Source organism: Corynebacterium sp. HMSC062A03, assembly GCF_001811145.1.
Taxonomy (GTDB): Bacteria; Actinomycetota; Actinomycetes; order Mycobacteriales; family Mycobacteriaceae; genus Corynebacterium; species Corynebacterium aurimucosum.
In genome coordinates this window covers 43,640-57,945 of record NZ_KV803647.1, presented here as the reverse complement: position 1 = coordinate 57,945, position 14,306 = coordinate 43,640, and the positions used below count along the sequence as shown (strand labels likewise).

The window sequence follows — 14,306 nt, the reverse complement described above, 5'->3', positions numbered from 1 at the left end:
GGCTCACTGCATATGCCTAGAAGTATAGCGAGGCGGTCAAGTTTTCACAGGCCCAGGTTCCCGAAAGCCTCAAAATAGAAACGCCAGTACATAAAAGAGGCACCTGGGATAAGGTTTTCCACAGGAACATTTTTTCTAATGCGCACAGGTCATAAGGTGTTTTAAGCTCCACAAATATGAACGCGCTACAGACTTTCCTCAACGCACTCGGGGCCGGCATCGATGTCGTCGCCGAGTGCGAAGGCATGTCTGAAGCAGACCTCATCGCCGCCGGTTCCCCAGACAAAACCGCGGCGGAGTTGGTACGGCTGCATACGAGCTTCTTTGGCAAGACCGCCATGACGCGGATGCAACGTGACGCAGTGAAGGCAGCGCGCCAACGCAGGCATTCTTTGCCTACCTTGGAGATCATCGACCGCTATGCCCGCAAAGCCAAAACACAAGCGTTGAGCTGGAAACTGCGTCTAGAACTCTGCCGGACGAGCGCCGATACCCTCGCGATGGAAACACTGGCGAAAAAGAAGCTCAAGGAACACTCGGCACCACCCACGCCGAAAGAGGGCGTGACTGTTTACCGCCGCCGCAATGCACCGTGGACGATGGCAATAACAGGTCCCTCGCACCTGATTGCAGAGCTTAGCGACGCCATCGACCGCGAACGCCCCCTCAAGTCCATCCGCGAGGCCTTCTTCAAAGGTGCTGCCCCGCGCCGCGGCCTGCAGACTAATATCCTCGTACCACTGGAGGCCATGACAAAGATCCTCGACGGTGACGGCGAGGAAATCACCCTTCACATGACCAACGGTGCCACGATGACCGGCGCGGAATACCTCAACAAGGTCATCGCTGATGAGATCGATAAAGAAGGCGCACTCGCGACCCTTTTCCACCCCTATCACGGGCCGGTCAACCTCTACTACGAGGAGCGCTCGGCCAGCATCAAGCAACGCATTATGGCTATGGCCGAGTTCCCAGTCTGCGCGTGGGATAAGTGCATGAAACCAGCCGATGAATGCCAGGTTCACCATCTCATCGCGTGGAAGAACGGCGGGTACACCAACCAAGAAAACCTGGTGATGCTCTGCCCCTATCACAACGGGGTGAACCAGGACGATCCGAATGCGCCGCCGGGTCGCGGCCGCATGGCTCGGGTCGGGGGTAAAGCGAAAAGGACACACGGCCCTCCCCCACCGCCCACGCCGTTGCAAGCGCCTCCCGGGCTATTCGGCACCCCGGAAAGAAACGACTAGGAGCTACACAACTAGGAGTCTTCGCACAAGCAGCCCTCCACCCAGAATTATCACTGGACCGAGGGCTACTCGTCGTGTCCGAGATACGCGCGCTACAGGTTTTCTGCGGGACCGGGCTACTCGTCGTGCTTGCGGCGGAGTTTAATCACGGTGTCTGCGATGAAAAGAACAATGCCCACCCCGGCGGAAGCGAAGAGTAGGTACAAAGACCACTCAGCGGCAGTGAGGATGTAGTTCACGAAGGCCAAGAAAGCGACAAAGGCCAACAGCAATGCGCCGATAAGCATGCGTGCTCTCCTTCCCTCACCAATGACTAAGGGCTCTGTGCTTTACAAAGAATGTATACCTACGAACGTATACCTACATAAAAGAATAACGGCGCCCCCGCAGGGACGCCGTTCATTCACTGATTAATTGTTGGACTTGCCGGTTTCACCGTTGGGAGCAGCGGTGCCGCGGGACTCCAGCTCCTCAAGCTGAGACTGCAGCAGGGTCTTGAGGCGGGTACGGTACTCGCGCTCGAAGGTACGCAGCTCGGAAATGCGAGCCTCCAGAGCGGTCTGCTGCTGCTTGACCGTGTTCATGACCTCGGTGTGCTTCTTCTCGGCATCCGCCTGCAGGGCAGCTGCCTTCTCCTCAGCCTGGCGAATCTGTGCCTCGGCGCGGGACGTTGCGTCAGACTCAGTCTGCTTTGCCTTGTTCTCGGCATCCGCCACCAGCTTCTTGGAGCGGGTATCGGCTTCCTGCAGCTGTGCATCGTAGCGCTTCTGGGCGTCAGCAAGCTGGGCCTTGGAGTGCGAGTCAGCGTCGGCAAGCTGCTTCTCTGCAGCCGTACGAGCCTCAGCGAGCATGGACTCGGAATCAGCCTTAGCCTCGCTGGTAAGACGGTCCGCCATCTCCTGAGCCAGACCCAGCACGCGGGCGGCCTGCATGTGGGTATCCGGCGTGGCGAGGCCCTGTTCGGTGGACTGAGCAGCACCTGCACCAGCCACAGCAGCGGCGGAGGAGGCAGTGGTGGAAGCAGCCGAGTTCTTCTTTGCGGACTCCAGCTCCTTCTTGGTACGCTCCAGCTCCTTCTTGGAGGCCTCGAGCTTGCGCTTGGCGGCAGCAGCTTCTTCGCGAGCAGTCTTAAGCTCCGCGGAGTTGTCCTGTGCCTGAGCAGCCGGTGCCTGGGCGGACTGTGCCTGAGCGGCCTTCGCCTGCTCCTGCGCACGCTTGGTCTCTTCCTTGGCCTTGGCAATCTCGTTCTTGGAGTCAGCCAGCTTTGCTTCGTACTCGGCGCGCAGCTTGGACTCGACTTCCTTACGTACGGCGGCCTCATCGACCTTTGCGGCAGAAGCGCCGCCAGCAGCGGGAGCCGGAGCCTGAGACTTCAGTTCCTCAATCTGGGCGTGGAGATCATCGTTCTCATCCTGCAGCTGAGCAAGAGCATCCTCAACGAGGTCGAGGAACTGATCGACCTCATCCTCGTTGTAGCCACGCTTGCCAATTGGCGGCTTGCTGAAAGCGACGTTGTGTACATCAGCTGGTGACAGTGGCATTGACTTCTCTTCCCCTTACGAATCGGTCAAACCTCTAGAGGGTCCAGAGGCCGGGTACATATGCGGTTAATAATACGGATTGTGGTAACTCATTGTATCCGAATCAACACATTATCTAACGCTGGCACGAGTCTCAACGTTAACAGGAGGGTTTAATACACCCGTTTATTACATTGCAAGCCCATTGGGGCTGAAAAATAGCCAGCCAATAAGTTGCGAAAGGATGGACAAAAGCAGGAACAAAACGATGATGGAAACGTCGAGCGCAATGCCTCCTAGCTGCAGCGGCGGAATAACCTTACGCAGCGCCTTAACTGGCGGGTCAGTGACGACGAAGAGCACCTCGGCAACCATCATGAACCAGCGGGGCGGATTGAATTGGCGCGAGAAAGACTGAATCATCTCGATGACGATGCGCGCCAACAAAATCCACGAGTAAAGACTCACGGCGACGAGCAGAATTGAACCTAAAGCATTCACAGTGCCCGAGCCTATCCGAACCACCCCCGCGGACGGTACTCCCCTGCCCGAGGGTTCGCCCTCGGCGAACAGAGATGGCACCGCGGCAGCCGCACCGCCGCCGAGAATACCGCTCCGCTTAGACCGCTAGGGAAATAGCGAGAAAACCAACAAACCGCCCCATCGCCCCCCTCCCCCTTAGCCAACACAGGGGAGAAAAGGCGCTGAAGCGGTTAAAGCGCGAAGTCTTTAGCGCAGGTGCGCTGCACGCTCGAGCTCAACAGTAGAGATATCGGCGCCCTTCGGCACGATAGCGAAAACCTTACGGCTGGTGTCCACGCCCTTCGTCAGGTTCTTCATGCGGCCTTCCAGTGCAAAGCAGAGGCCAGCAGCGAAGTCAACGAAGCGCTTTGCGGAGCCGCGATCAGCGTCAGTGAGCTCGAAGACCACTGCGTCACCGTCACGGAAGGGGCCGCCAACCTTCGCTGCATCGTCGAAGGAAACGAGCGACAGCGCCACGATAGTCGGGACAAATTCCTCTTCCTGCTTTTCGTAGGAAGGTGCATACGCCGGAGCGCTATAAGCGCGCTCGTCTGCGTAGTAAGCATCGTCGGCGTCCATGTCCATCGGGCCTAGCCCGAAGAACTCTTTAGTCCTATCAATCAGTGACATTCTGGGTCTCCCTCTGACCTAGTGTGCTGTTCATTTGCTGTCTTGTAATGCACTTTTACAATGACAATTAACCTAGCGGGCGCTCTCCCATAATTCCGGTTCCGACACGCACGACATCTGTTCCAGATGCAATCGCCGGCTCCATGTCAGCGCTCATTCCGGCGGACATTTTCAGGTCTCGCCCAAGCTTGGCCGCCACCTCATCCGTCAGCGCCCTCACCTGGGTGAAAACCTCCGCCGGATCGCTCTCCAGCGGTGGAACCACCATGAAGCCACACAGCTGCAGGTTCTCCAGATCTTCGACCAGATCCACCAGAGCGGATACCCCCTCTAGCGGGCAGCCACCACGCGCGGTATCACCGTCGGCGGAGACCTGAATATAGACCGGAAGCGTGTCCTCACGCTGGCCGCGCTCCTGGGCAAGAGCCACGCCGCGGTCGAGTGCTCTGGCGAGTTTTTCTGAGTCAAGCGAGTGAACACTATGCGCCCACCGGGCCACGTGGTTCGCTTTCTTGGTCTGTACTTGGCCGATCATGTGGAACCGCATCTCGGGCAAGACCTCCGCCTTGGCGCGGGCCTCCTGCTCGCGATTTTCTGCCACATCCGTTACCCCTAGCTCCGCTAGCAGCGCGATGTCTTCGGCCGGGTGAAACTTCGTCACAGGCAGCAGCTGCGGGGCGGGGCGGCCAGCGGCCTCAGCAAAGCGGTGAATATCCGAACGGGTGCGCGCCAGGCCGGCCCGCAATTCTTCGCGGCGCGCGGTGTTGTTATTAGTCATTAATCCTCCAACCAAATCACGCCGGCTTGGCGTCCAGTAACGCCCTCGCGGCGATATGAAAAGAAATCTGTGTCCTCAATCGTGCAGCGTGGGTCCGACTCAATGGCCGTGACTCCCATGCCCATCAGCTGGCGAATCACACCGGCGCGCACGTCGACGCCCCAGGTACCCGACGCCGTGCGGGTCTTGGAGCCGGGCAGGTGCTTCTCGACGTCCTCCGCCATCTGCTCCGGAACCGCATAGTTACGCCCAGAAGCGGCCGGCCCCATAAGCACCTGGATCGACGAAGGGGTAGCCCCCAGCTCAATCATCGCGTTGACCGTGTTCCGAACGATTCCATTGCGCGCGCCCAGACGCCCGGCGTGGGCGGCACCGATGACGCCCGCGGAGACGTCGACAAGCAGCACCGGCGTGCAATCAGCCACGAGCACGCCCAACCCCAGGCGTTTTTCGGTGGTCACCACCGCATCGGTGGCCGGCACGGGCTCCTTCGCGCCGCGGTGTTCGGCGCCCACGACCGTCACGGTATTGGTGTGCAGCTGCTCCATCCACACGATGTCCTCTAATCCCGTTGCTCGGAGAAGTCTCTCGCGATTGGCGGCCACAGCGGCGGGGTCATCGCCGACGTGATCGCCTAAGTTGAAAGAGTCATAGGGGGACGACGACGCCCCGCCGGCACGGGTTGTAAACACCATGCGGACGGGGCGTCGTGCTGCGTGTGCTTCCTCGTTTACTGGCATGCACTCCAGAGTAGCTGGCTGGGACTAGCGCATGAAGGACGGCACGTCGAGATCGTCGTCGCCATCGTCATCGAAGTCACGGCTGTTGCGCTCAGCGGGGCGCGAGAGGCGGTACTCTTCGCCACGGAAGCGATCCGAGGTGGTAAACAGTCCGCTCGACGGGGCTGGCTCAGCCGGCTGCTCGCGCTCGTAGGAGTGGCGCGGGGTGTACTCCTCGCGGCCGATGCGCTGGGACTCAGCTCGCTGCGGCTCGGCACGGGTGTACTCTTCGCGCGGGGCCTCGGTGCGCGGCGCGGCGGGGCTCTCAGGCTGTGCTTCAGCACGGTTCTCGAAGAGGGAACCCGGGCGTGCGGCCGGGGTAGCCTCCGAACCTTGCTGCTGTGCCTGGCCAGACTGCGCCGGCTGGGAGGTCATATTGGCCTGCGCGTCGAAGCCGGTGGCGATAATGGTAACGCGAACTTCGTCTCCAAGGTTGTCATCGATGATGGTGCCGAAGATGATGTTGGCGTCCTCGTCGGCGCGCTCCTCCACCATGGAGGCAGCCGCGTTGACTTCGTGGAGGCCCAGGTCGGAGCCACCAGCGATAGACAGCAGAACGCCCTTGGCGCCCTCCATGGTGGACTCCAGCAGCGGGGAGTTAATGGCCTGCTCAGCAGCGTTGAGCGCGCGGTTATCCCCGCGAGCAAAACCGATGCCCATGAGGGCGGAACCGGCGTCGGACATGACGGAGCGAACGTCCGCAAAGTCGACGTTGATCATGCCCGGGATGGTGATGAGGTTGGTAATACCCTGCACACCATTGTGCAGGACTTCGTCGGCGGCGCGGAAGGCTTCGACGATAGACAGCTCCTCGCCGCCCAGCTGCATGAGACGATCATTCGGAATAACGATGAGGGTATCGCAGACCTCGCGCAGCTCTTCGATGCCGGCCATGGCCTGACGGGTGCGGCGCGCGCCCTCGAACTTGAACGGGCGGGTAACGACACCGACGGTCAGAGCGCCCATCTTCTTTGCGATGGAGGCAACGACAGGGGCTGCGCCGGTACCGGTTCCGCCGCCCTCGCCAGCGGTGACGAAGACCATGTCGGAGCCCTGGAGGGCGTCTTCGATTTCGGTCTTGTGATCCTCCGCGGAGGTCTTTCCTACCTCCGGGTTAGCGCCGGCGCCGAGGCCGCGGGTGGCCTCGCGTCCGATGTCGAGCTTGGTATCCGCATCCGAGAAAATCAGCGCCTGGGAATCGGTGTTGATCGCCACGAACTGGACTCCCTTGAGCCCTTCTTCGATCATGCGGTTGACAGCGTTGACACCGCCGCCGCCGACGCCGACGACCTTGATGTCCGCGAGATTGTTGCTAGATGAGATCATACGAGGGTCTCTTGCCTTTCGAATAAGGTTTTAATGTAAACGAGGAGGCGCCTCTTTTCGTGAGAGGCGGTTACATCCATCTTTAACGACAACGGGGTAATTTCGGCGCACATTTTGCCGCGTGTCGGTACCCTCAACCTCTACTTTAGGGTTGCTGACATGCGGTTTTCTTAACAAGCGCCCCACCCGTCCCACTCGCGACGCCCCTAGCGGCGAGTCACCAGCGACGGGTTAGAAATGTTCCAGGATTCGCCCTCAAGCTTGAGCACATCTTCGAAAGCAATCGCCTTGTTTTTATTGTCTTCGGATGCCCCCCAAAAGATGGTTTTCTCATCCTTTGTGTGGAAAGTCAGCGAATACCTGTCTGCGATCTCGAGGGTCGTCACCTTCTCCCGAATCGGCGCGGGGAGGGCTGCAACGGCCTCGACGGCCGCCTGCATCTCTGGGGAGCCGGAGTCTGTGCTACCGGTCAGCTCCACGGCCTCGGGTGGTGCTTCATCTTCCACAAATTCCTTACCGTGATTATCTACCAACACCGTCGTGCCACCATTGCGAACAAAGGCCACTGCCTCATGTTCGGTGATCTCAATGTGCACCGTCGACGGGAATGCCCGCGATACCGTCGCGCTTTCTACCCACGGGAGCGACGCCACGCCCTGCGCGGCCTCGCGAGCATCCAAGCGCGCAAGGTTCGAGCCCTTGGCGACACCACTAGCTTGCTCCACATCCTCAGCAGCAACGTGATCGTTTCCCACCACCTCGAAGGATTTCACCGTGAGGATAGGAAAAAGCCACACTGCGGCTGCAGCGATGACCGCTACAAGTAGCACCACGCCCACCGCGAGCGCCCCAGTCTTTTTAGACATTCGGTTCCTTCGGCTCTTCCGCCTCATCGTTGCGTCCCAGCTCGGACAAAATCTCACCGGCTACGTAGGTAACCGTGCCCGCACCAATCGTGAGGACGATATCACCGGGCTGTGCCAGGGAAATGACATCGCCAGCGGCTTCGGAGAAATCGGGTTCGAAGATGACCGGCATGTCCTCCGGCATCTTATCGGTGATGATGCGGGAGGTAATTCCTTCAACCGGTTGCTCGCGGGCTCCGTAGATGTCGAGGACGACGGCGGCGTCGGCAAGCGCCAAGGCCTGAGCAAACTCTGCGTCGAACTTCATTGTCCGGGAGTACAGATGCGGCTGGAAGCAGGCGATAACACGCGCCCCCTCATCCTCCGCATCCGCCTTCGCACGGGCCGCGTTAAGTACCGCGGATACCTCCGTAGGGTGGTGCGCATAATCGTCGAAGACGCGGATTCCGCGCTCGCTGCCGCGGTACTCGAAGCGGCGGCGCACGCCCGTAAAGTCGGTCAGGCCCGCGGCCAGTTCCGCTGGGTCTCCGCCGGCCAGCGTGCCGGCCAACAGCGCGGCCGCCGAGTTGAGCACCATGTGATGCCCGGGGACGTGCAAGTCATAAGACAACTCCTGCGGCGCCTGCCCCGGCAGGGCCAAGCGAACGCGGACGTGCGCGCCGGCGGCGGAGACGGTTTCCTCCAGAATCTCCGCTGCGAGGGGCACGGAAGAATCTTCGCCTACCGCACTGCGTGCGCCGTAACCCAGCACCTGAATACCACGCTGTGCTGCGCGTTCGCCGGTAGCGGCCGCCTGAGCGTCTTCAAGGCAAACTACCAAGTAGCCGCCCTCAACAACGCGGTCTGCAAAATCATCGAAGACCTGAAAGTAGCTTTCCGCGGTGCCGAAATAATCCAGGTGATCCGGCTCGATATTGGTAATCACCGCCACGTAGGGGCTGTAGCGCAGTAGTGAAGCATCGGATTCATCGGCTTCTGCAATGAAAGCATCACCCGTGCCGCCGTGCGCGTTGGTTCCGGCACGGTTGAGCTGGCCACCGATGGCGAAGGAGGGGTCGAGGCCCGCCTGCTGCAGCGCGGACACCGCCATGGAGGTAGTCGAAGTTTTTCCATGAGTACCAGCCAGCAGGACCTGGCGGTGGCCGTCCATCAGCTCAGCCAGCAGATCTGATCGACGGATGACCGGGATTCCGGCCTCGCGCGCAGCAATGAGCTCGGGATTGTCGTGTGGGATGGCGGCGAAGGAGGTCACGACCACGGTTGGCTTATCACCAGTCAGGTCAAGGTTTTCAGCGCCATGGCCGATGGCGATGTGCGCACCCATCGTGCGGAGGACGTCGACAGCCGTCGATTTCTTAACGTCCGAGCCGGCGACGACCGCGCCCCGACTAACCAGAATACGTGCGAGACCGGACATGCCGGAGCCGCCGATACCGACGAAGTGGACGCGGGACAGGTCCGTGGTGGCAGGGGTATCAGTCATGGTGAAAAATCCTTCTTTCATTAACCTGTACTGTGCGTCTAGCCGCGGTTCTCGGCGGCGACACGCTGCGCGATGCGGTCAGCGATGATAGCTGCAACCTCGCCGGCTGTGCTGGCGTCAGCGGCAGTACGCATGGCCGTCAAAGTTTCGGGGTGGTCAAGGATAGCGCGAACTTCGGCAACGAGGCGCTCCGAGGTCAATTCGGCGTCCGGAACTTGGACCGCGGCGCCGGATTCCACCAGCGCGCGCGAGTTCAGAGCCTGCTCGCCATTGCCGTGCGGCAGCGGCACATAGAGTGCGGGCAGACCGGCCGCGGAGACCTCTGCCACCGTCATCGCTCCGGAACGGCAGATCATGAGGTCAGCAACGGCCAAAGCGCCAGCCATGTCATCGATATAGGGCACCGCGGTGTAGTGCTCGTGCTCAGCCGGTGCCTCGTTCTTTTTGCCATAGGCGTGCAGCACTTGGAAGTCTCGGCACAGGTCATCGAGCGCGCCGGCCACGGCAGTGTTGATGCTCACTGCTCCCTGTGAACCGCCGGTCACCACGATTGTCGGGCGATACGCGTCGAGGTTCCAGTTCTGGCGCGCATCCGCCGCCTTTGCGCCGTCGGGATCCTCACCCATTCCCGGCCGCACGGGAATTCCCAGGACCTCGCCGGGCATACCTGAGCCTTCCTGCGCGTTGATGCCCGTGCCCCCGAGGCGCACCCCCAGCTTGTTGGCCATGCCAGCCAGAGCATTCGTCTCGAGCACGAAGAACGGGATACCCAGAGACTTCGCCGCCAGATAGGCCGGCGCAGCGACGTATCCTCCAGTACCAAAAACCACATTGGCCCCGACGTCCTTCAGAACCGCGCGGGTTTCCCGGACAGACTTGAGGACCCGCCACGGCAGCTTCGCGGCATCGGCGTTGATCTTGCGTGGGACTGGGACCGGCGTAATCATGCGCAAATCGACGCCACGCGCCGGCACGATATCACTTTCCAAACCTCGTGGGGTTCCTAGAGCGGTCACCCGCGCGCCATGGCGCTGGCGCAGCTCCTCCCCCACCGCGAGCGCTGGTTCGATGTGTCCGGCGGTGCCGCCACCTGCGATGACGACGGAAATCGGCGTGTCATTCATGCACTACACGCTACCAGCGCCGCGCTTTCTTACCGTCGCTCGCCGCGCCGATACTCCCGGCGATACTCCCGCCGCTGTTCCCCCTGCGGCGTCTGCGAGCGCGACGAGCGTCCCGTTACTGCACGCCCAAATCTTTCCTCGCGGCTGCGCTCAACATGGCGCTGGGAGCGGTCGCGGTGCGCGCGCTGGGAGCGCGTGCCCTCCCCTCGTTCACGCGGGGCCCGGTGTGCCCCGCCGCGACGCTCATTGGGCGGCGTAGGTTCGGGGATAAAGAAGATACGGTCGAATAGCGGGCGCCCAAAGTTCTGCATGGCGGAAACCTGCAGCGGCTCGTGGCGCGCCACATTGCACAGCAGGCCCATCGAGCCAATCGTGATCACCGCGGCCGTACCACCCGCAGAAATCATCGGCAGCTGAATACCCGTCACCGGCAGCACGCCGATCACGTAGCCAATGTTAATGAATGCCTGCACGACAACACCCACCGCCAACGTGGCGGCCAGCAGGGACTGGAATTGGTCCTGGGCGCGTGTTGCCGCCCGCAGCCCGAAGTAGCCCAGTACGGCGAACAGCCCGATGACCAAGGCACCGCCCCATAGGCCCAATTCCTCCCCAATGATGGCGAAGACGAAGTCATTCTTCGCCTCTGGGAGGTAGAACCACTTGGCGCGTGACTGGCCGAGGCCAACGCCCCAGAAGCCGCCGTCGGCAAGCGAAAGGAAGCCCTGGTAAGCCTGGAAACCGGTTCCTTGTGTGTCCTCGATATTGCCGCGCAGCGCATCGAAATAAGTGTGGAAGCGGTGCGAACGGAAGCCGCCGGCCAAGAAGACGGTGACCATGCCGATGGCGCCGAAGACACCGACGACGGTCGGAACACGCCAGTCCACACCGGCGAAGACCAGAGTGAACACCACGATGAGGGCGAAAGAGACACCCATGCCGAGATCGCCTTGGGCCACAATCAGCACGAACATGATGCCGGCGATGATGGAGTACATCATGAAAGGGTCCGTCAGGCGCATCGAACGGTGCGTCTTATCCGCCAGCGCTGAAGCGCCGTACATGCCCACGGCCACACGGGCGAACTCGGAGGGCTGGAAAGCCACGCCACCAGGCAGCATGATCCAGGACTGTGAACCGACCTCCACACGACCGGTACCAATGCCGGGCACGAGGACGAGGATAAGAAGCAGGATGGATAGCCCCAGAAACCACGGCACGAGTGCCCGGAGCGTGCGGGGCGACATGCGCAGGCCAATCCAAAACACGATGAGGCCGGCGATAACGAGCACGCACTGGCGCAGTGCAGCAGACCACGGGCTATCGGTCTCCGACAGCGACGTCGCCATCGATGAGGAGAAGGCCATGAGCACGCCGATGCCGATGAGCGAAAATATGGCGATGCGCAGCATTAAATAGTCAAGCCCGGGGTAGGCGCGGAGGCGCTCGCGGAGGTCACGCAGGTGGTATCCCAGCGTGCGTTGTGGCTTCTGGGTGCTGGTGGCGGTCACGGGTGCTCCTAGCGCTAGCGGGCGAGGCGGCGGGCAGCGGCGGCAAAGATATCGCCGCGCTGGCCCATACCGGTGTACATGTCCAACGATGCCGCAGCGGGTGCTAAAAGCACGGTATCGCCGGCGTCGGCGTGTTGCACGGCGGCGGACACTGCCTGTTCCATTGCGGCTTCCGGATCGTGACTATCCACGATGACGACGGGCACATGTGGCGCTGCCTTCACGAGGGCTTGGGCAAGCTCATGCTTGTCGACGCCCACCAGAACCGCCGCCTTCAGCCGCGCGGCATGGGTGCGCAACAGTTCCGAGACATCAGCGCCTTTTAGCTGGCCGCCGGCCACCCACACCACGGAGTCCAAGCCGCGCATAGCGACCTCCGCGGCATGTGGGTTCGTCGCCTTGGAATTGTCGATGTAGCTCACGCCAGCATGGCGGTGAACAATCTCCCCGCGGTGGCCAGCCACCACGTAGGAGCCAAGTCCTTCGGCAATGGATTCCGGCTGAGCACCGGCGACAGCCGCGACCGCCGACGCGGCAGCGGCATCCAGCACTCCGGCCAGACCGGCGGGTTGGATGGTGGTGGCATCGTCTACCACGACGGACTTCATCCCTGCCACCTCGTTGACGAGGAGGCTGCCGGTGCTCACGCCTACTTCACCTGCAGCGGGCTCGGCATGGCTGAAAGCGGTTGCGCCGGGAAGAGAAGCAGCGAGCGCTCGAACGTGCTCATCTTCCTTGCCGTAGACGGCATGCTCTCCGCGCAGAATCTTGGCCTTGTCTGCGGCATAGGCCTCGAAGGAGCCATGCCAATCCAGGTGGTCGTCCGCGAGGTTAAGCAGAGCTCCGACTTCTGGGCGTAGCTGGGAGGACCAGTGCAATTGGAAGGATGAAAGCTCCGCTACGAGGATGTCCACACGGGGCTCAGCGGCCAAGGCATCAAAAGATGACACGCCGATATTGCCTACGGCTTGGGCGCGCTGTCCGGAGCGTTGCTCGTCAGCAGCCATGATGGCAGCGAGCATGCCGGTGGTCGTGGTTTTGCCGTTGGTGCCGGTGATCGCGAGCCAACGGCGCGGGGCACCAAAAACTTCTGCTTGGTCGAGGCGGTAGGCCAACTCCACATCGCCGATCACCTCAAGGCCGCGGGAGGCTGCAGCGGCGAGCAGCGGTGAATCTGGCCGCCACCCCGGCGAGGTGACGACGAGCGAGTACTCAGCCAGGTCCACCGCGGAAGTGTCCACGGTGGCAACGCCCAACTCTGCAGCGATACGGCTGCGGGAGTCCGCGTTGCCATCGGCCACCGTTAAGTCCACGCCCAAGCGGGAAAGGACTGCCGCGCACCCGCGGCCAGAGACGCCAGCGCCGGCGATGAGGACGCGGCCGGAGAGGAAGTCTGGGCGCGTCATGCCCCTACTCCTATGCCGGAGGCGGTGAGCCAATCACCGTAGAAGATTGCCACGCCGGCCATCGCCGCCATGGCAGCCAGAAGCCAGAAGCGGACAACGACGGCCGTTTCCGCCCAACCACCGTTCTCAAAGTGGTGGTGGATCGGCGCCATACGGAAGAAGCGCTTTCCTGTGGAATGGAAGACCACGATTTGGATAACAACGGAGACCGTTTCGATGACGAACAGGGCACCGATGATGATCATGAGTAGCTCGGTACGGCTGGTAACGGAAATACCCGCGACCAAACCACCAAGTGCCAAGGACCCGGTGTCACCCATGAAGATTTTGGCGGGCGCGGCATTCCACCAGAGGAAGCCCAGGCAGCCGCCCAGTCCTGCGGCCGCAAGCACGGCGAGGTCGAGCGGATCGCGCACCTGGTAGCACCCGGCAGCAAAGTTAGTGGCGCAGGAATAGCGGAACTGCCAGAAGGTCATCAGCGAATAAGAGCCCATGACAATCGCGGTAACGCCCGCCGCGAGGCCGTCGAGGCCGTCGGTGAGGTTCACCGCGTTCGACCACGCCGCAATAAGGATGTACATGAAGATCAAGAACACGATGGTTCCGATGACCGTGCCGCCGACAGCTAGGTCGAAAGTATTCAAGTCGCGGATGAAGGATAGCTTGGTGGAGCCTGGGGTCAGCCCCGCATCGTTGGGGAAACGCAGAACCAAGAAGCCGAAGAGCAGCGCCAGCACGAGCTGGCTGACTAGCTTGGCGGTCTTATTGAGCCCGAGGTTGCGGTGGCGGAAGAGTTTGATGAAGTCATCCGCGAAGCCCACCGCGCCCAAGCCTAAGGTCAGTCCGAGGACCAGCAAGCCGGAGGCGGTAAAGGCCTCATGCCCTGTTAGCAGGCCATAGAGGCCAGCCACAACATAGGCCACCAAGATGCCCGCGAGGATGGCAAGGCCACCCATCGTCGGCGTACCGCGCTTGCGCAAGTGAGACTTGGGGCCATCCTCGCGGATCTCTTGTCCGCGGCCGGTATCGGAGAAGTAGCGGATAAGAACCGGGGTGGTAAAGATCGCCACGAGGAAGCTAACCGCACCAGCGATGATGATCTGAGTCACGA

The 14,306-nt window shown here is 61.5% G+C and carries 14 protein-coding genes; 1 reads left to right on the top strand and 13 read right to left on the bottom strand.

What is annotated here, in order from left to right; all coding sequences use genetic code 11:
* Window positions 1-176 precede the first annotated feature (176 nt).
* The gene (locus HMPREF2781_RS01255; RefSeq protein ID WP_070643711.1) at window positions 177-1,250 is read left to right on the top strand and encodes an HNH endonuclease signature motif containing protein; all 1,074 of its coding nucleotides are present in this window, start codon (window positions 177-179) and stop codon (window positions 1,248-1,250) included.
* Window positions 1,251-1,366: 116 nt separating this feature from the next.
* Here HMPREF2781_RS01255 and HMPREF2781_RS12480 read toward each other — a convergent pair whose 3' ends face one another.
* The 13 genes from HMPREF2781_RS12480 to mraY all read right to left on the bottom strand — a co-directional run bounded on the left by HMPREF2781_RS12480 (window position 1,367) and on the right by mraY (window position 14,304).
* Complete coding sequence (locus tag HMPREF2781_RS12480) at window positions 1,367-1,537, bottom strand: hypothetical protein (protein WP_167595650.1); 171 nt, start codon at window positions 1,535-1,537, stop codon at window positions 1,367-1,369.
* A 123-nt stretch (window positions 1,538-1,660) separates the two neighbouring features.
* Window positions 1,661-2,791: a DivIVA domain-containing protein gene (locus tag HMPREF2781_RS01250; RefSeq protein WP_070643709.1), complete on the bottom strand. Its 1,131-nt coding sequence runs from the start codon at window positions 2,789-2,791 to the stop codon at window positions 1,661-1,663.
* 168 nt (window positions 2,792-2,959) lie between these two features.
* The gene (locus HMPREF2781_RS01245) at window positions 2,960-3,271 is read right to left on the bottom strand and encodes a YggT family protein (RefSeq protein ID WP_070643706.1); all 312 of its coding nucleotides are present in this window, start codon (window positions 3,269-3,271) and stop codon (window positions 2,960-2,962) included.
* Between the two features lie 228 nt (window positions 3,272-3,499).
* The gene (locus HMPREF2781_RS01240) at window positions 3,500-3,922 is read right to left on the bottom strand and encodes a cell division protein SepF (RefSeq protein ID WP_012715146.1); all 423 of its coding nucleotides are present in this window, start codon (window positions 3,920-3,922) and stop codon (window positions 3,500-3,502) included.
* A 67-nt stretch (window positions 3,923-3,989) separates the two neighbouring features.
* Entirely contained in the window at window positions 3,990-4,700 is a 711-nt protein-coding gene (locus HMPREF2781_RS01235; RefSeq protein WP_070643704.1) for a YggS family pyridoxal phosphate-dependent enzyme, read from the bottom strand.
* Entirely contained in the window at window positions 4,700-5,440 is a 741-nt protein-coding gene (pgeF, locus tag HMPREF2781_RS01230; RefSeq protein WP_070643702.1) for a peptidoglycan editing factor PgeF, read from the bottom strand. The genes HMPREF2781_RS01235 and pgeF overlap by 1 nt, the downstream gene beginning before the upstream one ends.
* A 24-nt stretch (window positions 5,441-5,464) precedes the next feature.
* On the bottom strand, window positions 5,465-6,805 hold the full coding sequence (gene ftsZ / locus HMPREF2781_RS01225; RefSeq protein ID WP_070643699.1) for a cell division protein FtsZ: 1,341 nt from the start codon (window positions 6,803-6,805) through the stop codon (window positions 5,465-5,467).
* Window positions 6,806-7,011: 206 nt separating this feature from the next.
* Complete coding sequence (locus tag HMPREF2781_RS01220; RefSeq protein WP_083276441.1) at window positions 7,012-7,671, bottom strand: cell division protein FtsQ/DivIB; 660 nt, start codon at window positions 7,669-7,671, stop codon at window positions 7,012-7,014.
* Window positions 7,664-9,154 (bottom strand): UDP-N-acetylmuramate--L-alanine ligase, encoded by a 1,491-nt coding sequence (gene murC, locus HMPREF2781_RS01215; protein WP_070445293.1) that lies wholly within the window; start codon window positions 9,152-9,154, stop codon window positions 7,664-7,666. Before murC ends, HMPREF2781_RS01220 begins: the two co-directional genes overlap by 8 nt.
* A 38-nt stretch (window positions 9,155-9,192) precedes the next feature.
* A complete protein-coding gene (gene murG, locus HMPREF2781_RS01210; protein WP_070445291.1) occupies window positions 9,193-10,278 on the bottom strand; it encodes an undecaprenyldiphospho-muramoylpentapeptide beta-N-acetylglucosaminyltransferase in 1,086 nt (361 codons plus the stop codon).
* A gap of 29 nt (window positions 10,279-10,307) precedes the next feature.
* Window positions 10,308-11,789 (bottom strand): FtsW/RodA/SpoVE family cell cycle protein, encoded by a 1,482-nt coding sequence (locus HMPREF2781_RS01205; protein ID WP_070445288.1) that lies wholly within the window; start codon window positions 11,787-11,789, stop codon window positions 10,308-10,310.
* A gap of 14 nt (window positions 11,790-11,803) precedes the next feature.
* Window positions 11,804-13,195, bottom strand: a complete 1,392-nt coding sequence (gene murD / locus HMPREF2781_RS01200; RefSeq protein ID WP_070643696.1) for a UDP-N-acetylmuramoyl-L-alanine--D-glutamate ligase — start codon at window positions 13,193-13,195, stop codon at window positions 11,804-11,806.
* Window positions 13,192-14,304, bottom strand: coding sequence for a phospho-N-acetylmuramoyl-pentapeptide-transferase (mraY, locus tag HMPREF2781_RS01195; RefSeq protein WP_070445282.1), 1,113 nt, complete (start codon window positions 14,302-14,304; stop codon window positions 13,192-13,194). The genes murD and mraY overlap by 4 nt, the downstream gene beginning before the upstream one ends.
* Between the last annotated feature and the right edge of the window lie 2 nt (window positions 14,305-14,306).